Source organism: Microcoleus sp. B5-D4 (assembly GCF_036705145.1).
Lineage (GTDB): Bacteria > Cyanobacteriota > Cyanobacteriia > Cyanobacteriales > Microcoleaceae > Microcoleus.
The window spans coordinates 49,798-59,471 of the sequence record NZ_JAUBTV010000045.1 but is presented as its reverse complement, the minus strand read 5'-3'; the positions used below and the strand labels follow the sequence as shown (position 1 = coordinate 59,471).

General features: G+C 44.5%; 10 protein-coding genes. 3 read left to right on the top strand and 7 right to left on the bottom strand.

The window, feature by feature from the left end; all coding sequences use genetic code 11:
• The 7 genes from QUB10_RS20475 to QUB10_RS20445 all read right to left on the bottom strand — a co-directional run.
• On the bottom strand, positions 1-686 hold a 686-nt coding region (locus tag QUB10_RS20475), incomplete at its 3' end, for an IS1634 family transposase (protein WP_333205043.1).
• 200 nt (positions 687-886) lie between these two features.
• The gene (locus QUB10_RS20470; RefSeq protein ID WP_333205041.1) at positions 887-1,528 is read right to left on the bottom strand and encodes a type I restriction endonuclease subunit R; all 642 of its coding nucleotides are present in this window, start codon (positions 1,526-1,528) and stop codon (positions 887-889) included.
• Positions 1,525-3,039 (bottom strand): DUF697 domain-containing protein, encoded by a 1,515-nt coding sequence (locus QUB10_RS20465; RefSeq protein WP_333205039.1) that lies wholly within the window; start codon positions 3,037-3,039, stop codon positions 1,525-1,527. The genes QUB10_RS20470 and QUB10_RS20465 overlap by 4 nt, the downstream gene beginning before the upstream one ends.
• A gap of 343 nt (positions 3,040-3,382) precedes the next feature.
• Positions 3,383-4,831: a slr1306 family protein gene (locus QUB10_RS20460; RefSeq protein WP_333205045.1), complete on the bottom strand. Its 1,449-nt coding sequence runs from the start codon at positions 4,829-4,831 to the stop codon at positions 3,383-3,385.
• 250 nt (positions 4,832-5,081) lie between these two features.
• Positions 5,082-5,597: a thioesterase family protein gene (locus QUB10_RS20455; RefSeq protein WP_333205037.1), complete on the bottom strand. Its 516-nt coding sequence runs from the start codon at positions 5,595-5,597 to the stop codon at positions 5,082-5,084.
• 181 nt (positions 5,598-5,778) lie between these two features.
• Positions 5,779-6,861 (bottom strand): ATP-dependent 6-phosphofructokinase, encoded by a 1,083-nt coding sequence (locus QUB10_RS20450; RefSeq protein ID WP_333205035.1) that lies wholly within the window; start codon positions 6,859-6,861, stop codon positions 5,779-5,781.
• Positions 6,862-7,170: 309 nt separating this feature from the next.
• Positions 7,171-7,413: a hypothetical protein gene (locus QUB10_RS20445; protein WP_333129419.1), complete on the bottom strand. Its 243-nt coding sequence runs from the start codon at positions 7,411-7,413 to the stop codon at positions 7,171-7,173.
• A gap of 242 nt (positions 7,414-7,655) precedes the next feature.
• On the opposite strand from QUB10_RS20445, the gene QUB10_RS20440 reads away from it, so the two are divergent.
• The 3 genes from QUB10_RS20440 to QUB10_RS20430 all read left to right on the top strand — a co-directional run bounded on the left by QUB10_RS20440 (position 7,656) and on the right by QUB10_RS20430 (position 9,263).
• On the top strand, positions 7,656-8,162 hold the full coding sequence (locus QUB10_RS20440) for a hypothetical protein (protein WP_333205032.1): 507 nt from the start codon (positions 7,656-7,658) through the stop codon (positions 8,160-8,162).
• 95 nt (positions 8,163-8,257) lie between these two features.
• Positions 8,258-8,506 (top strand): hypothetical protein, encoded by a 249-nt coding sequence (locus tag QUB10_RS20435; protein ID WP_333205030.1) that lies wholly within the window; start codon positions 8,258-8,260, stop codon positions 8,504-8,506.
• Positions 8,445-9,263 carry an FkbM family methyltransferase gene (locus QUB10_RS20430; RefSeq protein WP_333205028.1) on the top strand — a complete coding sequence of 273 codons (819 nt, stop codon included), beginning with the start codon at positions 8,445-8,447 and terminating at the stop codon, positions 9,261-9,263. Before QUB10_RS20435 ends, QUB10_RS20430 begins: the two co-directional genes overlap by 62 nt.
• Positions 9,264-9,674: the final 411 nt, after the last annotated feature.

Sequence of the window (9,674 nt, the reverse complement as noted above, 5' to 3'; positions counted from 1 at the left end):
GACTTTTTGAATTCTTTTAATCGCTCTACAAATACACTTTTGTCATCGATATTTCCTGAGTCTATTTTTAAATATAATGGTACATCTCCATCTCCTGTACAAATCATGTCAACAATAAATTGCTTGAGGTCTGGTCGATGATCCCTCGAATATCCATGTTTGAGCTCTATGGTTTTCATGTCTGATTCATGCTCAGATTCTTGAATTTTCACTTCTGACTCAATCTTAACTGAATTGACTCCTTTTTCTGACGGCTTTGCGTACTCCCCATGTACATACATTGAAGTTCCATCCAAATGAATGCTATTCATTTTTACTTGAAATTTTTCGGCAGCTTTTATAGCGATTGTTGTAAATAGTTGTGTTGTGCCTGCTGCATAATATTTGTCTAAGGCTCTGGCTAATCGGTCATCATTTAAATGTGATGGTAATACTCCTTCTCCAATCAGATGTTCTGTTGCTTTTCCCACAAAAAATTGTTCAAATAAGTATAAAGGGGCGCTCAAAAATCCTAATCCATTCAAAATCATTGCTTTCATTACTTGTCCGGGAGTTAGGAGTTCTTTTTCTTTGATACCGATTTGTTTATTCACTAATTCTACCAGTTCCATTTCATCGATAATTCCGGCTATTATTCCTAAATGATCGATGTTGAGGACTTTTATTGCGACCGGGGGCTGATTCATGATTTTTTACACCTCTGTTCCTGACTCTATTATATACTTTTAGCAATACTTGAGACCGTTGCTATATATTGATTCCATGGCTTTATGCCTCCCAATTTAAAACTATTAAATTTGTCTAAATATCTGCGGAATGTGGGTAAAATCTAAAATCTAAAATCTAAAATCGATTGACGCACCCTAGTCAACTGAGATTTTTAGGGCTACACAATCAGTTGACCAATTTTTCTCAAGACTTGAAGAACCGTATAAAGTTCGTTCATTAGAGGAACAGGTGAAAATATTCTTGATAAGTCATATTGAGGCGGATTCTGAAAGTCTAGCTTGACGAATACAATTTCACTGCCATTTGTCATCGCAGCAAAACTCGGTCTATCCTTGCGGGGATTGGCGGTCATGTATGCTAGTGTTTGGGGAAGTGCAGACATTACGGAAATGGTGGTGCGCTTCGACTCTAAGAGTGTCACCCAAAACTGATTTTGCATCACTAAAACATCAATCCGTCCCTTGAGAGTTTCTACTTCATCATCCTCGTCATCTAAAAGAATTTGTACAGATTTTTCAGCCATCATTTTAAAAGGTGGATCGTAAAAACCCGCTCGTTCCAATAGAGGCGAACCCATGATTAGCGTAACGGTTCCTTCTGTAAGGATTCCATCATTTAAATGATAGAGATATCGCCGCCGAATTAAATTGAGGGCGGCTTTATCGACTTCTGTAATTTCGGGTAAATCTGCATACCATTCTGGGAAAAATTCCTCGGATTCAGTTCGCGTAATATTGAATCGAGATTCAACATCTGCTAAAGTTTGGATGATTTCAGTAATGGCTGTTGTTTGTGTCATATTTTAAACTCTTGCTGCAACCGATCGATAATTGTATTACGCTCGATGGTGGCGAGAATGTCTTGAATTACCGTATCTTGCCCCAGGGGGCCCCAGGTGCAGCCTTTTTCTAAGTAAACTTGGGCAGCACGACCGACAGCGTAGGTTCCGTAAGCTGCTAAACTAGCTTGAGTGACAGCAACTCCGGCAAAAGTAGAAAAGCCGATGTGCGGGGCCGCTGCGGCTGCACTTTTGCCAAATCCCAACAGAAAACTGCTACCCAATTCTCCCAAAAGTACGCCGCCAGCGCTGGAGAAAATAGTCTGCCAAAGTTTCCCGGCTTCGTAACCAGTCATGGGTAAGCCGTAAAGTCTGGATAAAGAGCGAATTAAGGCTAAATCTGCGACACTTGCTCCCATTACATCCAAGAATGCCACTGGATTTAAACCGACAGCCAAAGCTTTATATTTTGCAAATTGCCAGATTAAATCTTCGGCTTCTGTTTGTCGCAATTTGAGAACGTGACGGGCAATGTTTGCTTCGGCATCTCTAGCTTCAACTAAAGCATTTAGAGCGAGGAGCGATCGACCTTCTCTGTTAAGAATTGTCAAAATTTTATGTTTTAGTTCGTCTATCTGCGCGGGCGGCGACTCCCATTCGTGACTGACTCTTCCGTCAGACCATTCCACCCGCACTTGCACCGGCGCTGGTTCGGCAGCTACCATGACTATTTCTAAAGATTTGGAAGTTTTAGGCGGTGATTTTACAGTAGATTTATGGGAGGAGTTGTTTGGGCGATCGGACAAATTTTCGCTATCTGTTTCCTCTGTTACCGCAGCGGCTGCTAGCTCTTCAGAATTTCCCAGCGCTTGCAAACTTTTGTAAATAGCTTTTCTGTCTAATTCTGGATACAGGTCAATTTTATTAAAAACTAAAATCACCGGTTTTTGAGCTGTTTGCAATTCGCACAATGCTTGATATTCAGTTCTGGTGATATCGCCTGCAACGACAAACAGAATTAAGTCAGCTTGGCGAGTTACTTGTTTCGCCATTTCGCCGCGCACTTCGCCGCCAACTTCATCAAGTCCCGGAGTATCGATTAATTCTACTTGCACCCCTCCTTTCCCCCCTTTGGCAAGGGGGGGTTCCATAAGCCCCCCCTTGGCAAGGGGGGGTTGGGGGGGTTCCTCGCTGTCAAGGAAGGATAAAGGCACACTCCAGCGCACGGAACGCGGCCACTGAGTCACGCCGTTGAGAGGGCCTGTTTGCAGAATTTTGTGACCTAAAAGCGCGTTTAATACGGCTGACTTGCCACGGCTGACTAAGCCGAAAGTAGCAATGCGAATGACGTTGTAGTCTAGTTTTTCTGAGGTGGAAGTTAAGATATCTAACTGATATTGCAGCGCGGCTTCTAATTCTGTATTATTCGAGTTTTTTTTCCCTTGGCGCAGGTGGGAATAGCGCGCCAGGGATTCGCGCAAACTGGCGCGGGCAAGAGATAAGCGATTTTCTTGAAGGGAATTGTCAGCCATTGGCGATCGGCTTTTTTAAGCAGGTATAATTGATCGTCGAATTATAAATCCTATTTCTTATTTTAATACAATTTTTCATAAATTTATAATTTTTTAGTTTTGAGTTTTCCAAAAAATATTGAACGGGCAAGATGCCCGTTCCACAAGAACAAAAATTTTTTTGTGGAACAGGCCGGAAAGCCTGTTCTTCCACAATAACAAAAATTTTTTTGTGGAACAGGCCGGAAAGCCTGTTCTTCCACAACAAAAAAACTGTCTTGTGGAACAGGCCGGAAAGCCTGTTCTTCCACAACAAAAAAACTGTCTTGTGGAACAGGCCCAAGAGCCTGTTCCTTTATTTTACTTAATTGACCGCCGACTTAACGGTTTCTGGCCCAGATACCTGAGATGAAAGGCGACTCGCCACTTGGTTGACGAAAGATTGCAAGAAAGAAACTTGCTGATTTTGCGTAAATACTGCTTGCAAAGTTTTAGTCAACTGGTCGATATTTAAAATGCCTATTGCAGCATTTTCCCCTTCTCGACTTTGGAAATATTCAATTAAACTCAGTCCAGCTATTCTGGTAAAATATGCTGCACTAATTCCCTGCACCGCGCCTCCTGCTACGTAGGTGACGGCATTGCTTTTGAGCAGTCCAGTAATAGTTTGGGTAGACATTTCTACTAATCCCAATTTAAACATTTGACTTGCCAAAGTTGCCGCTACTGTCTTAGCTTGGTCTAAGGAAAACTTTTGCTGGTAGATGGCGCCGAGGTCGATTACGAGTTGGGTACTGATGGCGGTTGTTGCTAGCAAGTCTAAAGCTGGAACCGGGTTAGTAAAGACGGCGGCGGCGGCGATGTACTGATATTGTTCGATAATGGGAATTGCCCGATCGCGCCTGACCGCATTTAATAAGGTTTTTGCCTCTAACTTTATACTTGCAGCCTCCCGCACTGCACTCGCCCAGACCAACTGTTGCCGTTCTTCCGTTAAGATTTTAGTCAATCTTTCCGTCAGTGGCTCAAGTTGAGAGACTTGATTTTCTATCCGTTCTTGAACTGTGCCGTCCGCTTGGTGTCGGCGCACTTTAATAGAATTGGGAGAAGCTGCGATCGCAATTATCTCTTCTGTCCCCAATATTCCTTGCATTTTCTGCTGCAAAGAGTTCAAAACCTGCGACTGCTGTTCTGGCAAATATTGGTCTTGTTTGTTCCAGACTAGCAACACGCGCTGACCTGCGGACGCTAGCTGAGATAATGTTTTAAATTCGGAATCTGTGATGTCGCCCGCTGTCACAAACAGCACTAAATCACCGTTGATTTTGGCATCGGCATTTGTATTAGCAAACAGCGCTGCTGTTTCTTGTAAACTAAGCTTTTGCGGGTGTTGAGAGGCCCAATTAGAATTTAAAACTTGAATTAAGGCAGTTTTGCCGACAGCTTTGCCCCCTGTTACGGTAATCCGTAAATCTTGTCTATCTAATTCGCTTCTGAGCCGATCGAGCTTTGCTGTTAGATTAGCAGGATCGGCGGAGTTTTGAGCTTCTGAAGCCAGCAATTTAATTGCGGTTTCTGAAGCCGCGATCGCTTTTTCGGCTGCTTCCCGGTTCGCCAGGGGTTGCGGGAGTGCGAGTTCCAGTTTGGGGGATTGTTGCTTCCACCACCAATACCCCGCACCGGCAGCAGCCAAGCCGATGAGTGCCGTTTCGCCCATTTCTGAACCCGAATGCTGTAGAGTTTCCAGCAGCCACAGCGCTGCTGAAAGTCCTATTCCGCCTATCAAAATCGGTCGCCGCAAGTTAAGTGTCATTTTTCCCTTCCTCTGGGTATTGTCGCCAAGCTTAACCTTACCGGGCTTGGCCTCCCTCCCTCTATTCCATCGTACCTCTGTGGCATCCAAACTGGCAGGCGGGCGATCCGACTTTTTGCGATCGGGATTTCCGGCCCGGGCGACAATCAACTTTTTGTACTTCTACAAAGGGGGAATGAAGGACTGAAGCCGTCACTACAAACCAAGAGATTTTTACATGATTTTGCAAATATAATAGTTGATTTTTTCTCTAGGTTGGTAATGCTTGAGATTGTGATTCAAAAATATCAATTATTTGTTTGGGAATTGCTCGCGGGCGCATGGTGGTAACTTCAACCCAAACCCAAAGCGCCTCGGCTTTTAACAATATTTCGTCACTTCCAGCCAAGCGAATTTCGTAGCGGCGGACAGCGCGCGGGCCGCGCATTTGTTCGATCCAAGTGGATATCTCCAATCGATCGCCCGCGGCTGCCGATCGCAAATAGTCAATCTCTATCCGCCGCATTACAAAGACGCCGCCCAATTCCCGGTAGCGATCGAGAGTAAATCCCAAATGTTCTAAATGTTCGATCGCAGCGTGTTCTAAATAATGCTGGTAGACAGCATTATTGACGTGACCGAGGGCGTCCATTTCGTAATGGCGCACTCTAATTTGTGTAGTAAATGGTGTCAATTTCTCACCTTTCCACTTGTTGCGGTATTTGGTAGTTCCGAGTGCGATCGCGCTCTGGGTCGATACTCGCTCGGAACTAATTGCAAGGTACACTAATCATAGTTGAAACGCCACTACTTCCAGGTTAATCTTAGTCCTGGAAGCACGGCCGGTCATCACCTTGGTTTTTTTTACGACCATACACTGGCTTAAAACCCTCAGTCTTGGTTAACCCTGTTTTGTGGTTCTGAGTGCGTCCCCGACTAAACCTTTAAGAAATCGGACGGGTAATTGTTTAGTCTCCCAGACAAATCCCTAAACCGCGAGCCGTTTTAACCAGAGTACCATCGAAGTCTACAGGTCTGTATTTGGCGATCGCATCTTCCAGAGGAACGCTCACAACTTCCCGCTTTTGCCAAGATACCATGCAGTCGTATTTCTCTTCGGCAATTAAATCAACTGCTGCGACGCCAAAAGCAGAAGCAACTAATCTTTCTAACGATGAAGGAGTTCCTCCGCGTTGAATATGTCCCAAAACAGTGACGCGAGTTTCTGCACCGCTGCACTCAGAAATTGTATCAGCTAAATACTGACCAATTCCGCCTAATCGACTTTGACCTAAGCGATTTGTGTGCATTACTAACTCGCCTTCTTCAGTGCGAACTGCCTCCGCTACTATAATTAAACAGTAGTTTTTTCCCCGGTCTTGGCGTTCTTGGATTTGGGCGCAGATTTGGGAAATTTTGTAAGGGATTTCGGGAATCAGAATTATATCAGCTCCCCCAGCAATTCCGGCACTGATCGCAATATGTCCCGCGTCGCGTCCCATGACTTCAACAATCATGACGCGACTGTGACTTGCCGCAGTAAAATGCAAGCGATCGAGTGCTTCAGTCGCAATATTGACCGCAGTATCAAAACCGATGGAACGCTCGGTAATTCCCACATCATTATCAATTGTTTTAGGAATAGCCACTAAATTCAAATTGCCGTGTTGAGCAATCTTCCTGAGAATGGCGAGACTGCCATCGCCACCAATGCCAATTAAGGCATCCAGACCTAGTTGATGATAGCCTTCGATAATGTCCTCAGTACGATCGCGTAGAGTCCCATCCGGCATCGGGAAAGCAAAAGGGTCGCCCTTATTTGTCGTACCTAGCATCGTACCGCCAATGGTGAGCCACGAGTCTACTTTCTCAATATCCAAGGGAATTGCTTCAGGGGGACGACTCATCAATCCGTTGGTGGCTTGACGAATCCCCATCACTTTCCAATTGTAAGTTCCCGTTGCGCGGTAGACAACGGCTCGAATAACTGCGTTTAAGCCTGCACAGTCACCCCCGCTAGTGAGGATACCGATACATTTTTGTTCTCCCATAATGCCCGACTTTTGTTCCTTAGAACATGAGTTGATATTTTTAGATCCCGATCGTCCAATCCTGATTTTTGACGTAAATAGGTAGGCGAAAATAAACTTTACTCTGTAACAGAATGTAAAGCTATCATAACTTTTGTGATTGCTTTGATAAGATATCGCTCCTTTGGGGAGCGTTTCACTCGTTTTTGACTACTTATGTATTTTCAAGCTTCATCGACCTAATTGAGTGCCTCATCTCTGAAGCATTCCACAAGTTCGATCGGCAACTAAGTACGATCGCCAATCACCGTCTCCAACAAAACATCAATTTTACTTGGGATTGAGGCGTTTAGAAACTTGGTTAATTATACCGCTGAGAATAGCACCGCCCATAAGAATTCCCAGGGCGGGATTAAATACGGGCTGCCACAGACTGTACCACAAATCAAAACCGAGATTCACCCCGGTCGATCGACCTGCTACTGCGATCACAAACCACCCAAAAATGGCAAAAACGAAAAACACATCAGCTACTAAAAGCAAGTTGAGAAAGTTAAGAAATTTATCTTTCATTGTCGAGGGTTCCTTTTGAGTGTATATAGCAATCCTCGCATCATTTGTGAATTTCTTACTCCCAAGCGAGCGAGTTCGGGGAGGGTTGGGGTGGGGTAAAAAATTTACGACTCACTGAGGATTGCTATATATGTGTCAAGTTTTGGCAAGCGGTTGGTAATGGAGCAGATTGATAGCTGCAACTGGCGATCAAATAAAGATAAAATATCATTCAATTGTTTTCGCGCACAGGCTGTCAAAATATGGTTCGCTATACACTTCCTCAAAGCCCCGAAATTATTTTAACTGTCAAGGGGAAAGATTCAGCCAAAGCCCGGGAAGAAGCGATGGATCGGCTGATGGATCTCATGGATGAGGGCAAGCTGCCTACGGAACTCGTGGAGGGATTTGGGCCCAAGCAGTTTGTTGAAGTTAAGGATATCGAAGATGCTGCGTCTGACGGCGAGGACGCGATTACTGAAGCCGTGCAGATTTTGAGCAATTTGGCAAGTCTCAAATTGAAAGTCATGGAATCCCGCGAAGAAGCACTCAAAATCCGGGCGGCGATCGACATTTTGTTTACAGATGAGGCTGTGACTGCCGAGGAAATTGGTCGTTTGAAAGATGGTTTCAAGGTTCTCAAAAACTTCGCTCAAGCTAATGTCCGCTATCGAGAAGCTAGAAGTAAAGCCGAAGAAGCACGGGCAATTCTCGACGAAGCTTTGCAATCTGTAGAACCGGAAAACAAAGCGCAGAAATCCACGAAATAATAGCAGGTTGGGTTGAAACTCACATCTTGCACCATTCTCGCTTAACAGGCTTTCCGGCCTGTTCCACAAGAAAATTTACTCGTGGAACAGGCAAGATGCCTATTCCTAAAAAACTGATTGAGAATGGTGCAATATCTCAGTTGAAACCTATTTCTGTCATTGCGATCCGCAGGGAAGCAATCGCGGAGGTTTGCCATTGCTTCGTTTCTTTATTCGGACATACAATAACTCTGCTGCAAGACATAATATTAATTATATCCACATTGAAATCTGGAAAAAATTGTGAGCCAACAACAAACAGGAATTCTCAGAAACTCGATGTCAGGCAGCTTGCTGCTGGCTAAAAAGTTAGGTTTTCAACCAAGAACTGTGATTGATGTCGGTGCCGCATTGGGAACTTTTAACCTTTACGAAACTTTCCCCGATTCGCGACATTTGCTAATTGAGCCGATAGCCGAAAATGAACCTTATCTAGCCAAAATTTGCCGCAAGCTCAAAAGTGCAGAATACATTATTGCAGCCGCGAGCAAACAATCGGGAGTTTTCACCCTCAACGTCAGTCCCGGTATGGTGCATTCTTCACTTTCTGAAAATCGCGTTACTGACAGCAGCGATCCTTATTTGAGAAACATACCAGCAATTACGCTGGATGGAATATGCAGGGAAAGAAATTTGCCAGGCCCGTATTTAATTAAAGTTGATGTAGACGGACAGGAATTAAATGTTTTAGCGGGAGCAACTGAGATTTTGCAGCAGACTGAATATGTAATTGTAGAAGTTACTTTGTTTGGTCAGATGTATGAGGTAATGAGTTTTATGAAGTCTCAAGGATTTGCAGCTTACGATATTGTTGATTTGTCCTATCGCCCGATTGATAAGGCTTTGTGGCAAGTAGACATGGCTTTTGTTAAGGAATCCGGTCACTTCCGAAAAGAGAGGGGTTACGCGACAGGAGAACAGGATATCGAAGCACTTAACTCGCATCTCAAAGCTTATCGGGAAAGTTTCATCCAACACATTGAGACTCATTACAGCGACCCAATAGAGCCGGAACCACAGGTCAATCAAGTTGTTTTGGGCGAAGATTATGTCATCATTTAACTCAAGTTGCTTTCATCTGATACCAAATCCTGGTCGCACTTCGCACGCTTATTTAATTAATCCGAAACATCTCAAAAACTGGTTTTCTAAATGCTGCTATTGCCGTCTATAAGCTTGCAATCAGCAGTAAATTGGCTTTCATTGGATATCAGAAAGTGAGAATGCCCTAATGTGGCAGGGCGGTTTCATTCTCTTGTAGGGGCAAACCCCCCGTGGTTGCCCCGATGCCTGAAATACCCATGAAATCATCTGTGGGTGAGGGCGGGCACGGGGGCACCGCCCCTACAAAAGCCTGATTTTCCGTAGGGGCAATCCCCCCGTGGTTGCCCCGAAACTACAAAAGCCTGATTTTCCGTAGGGGCAATCCCCCCGTGGTTGCCCCGAAACTACAAAAGCCTGATTTTCCGTAGG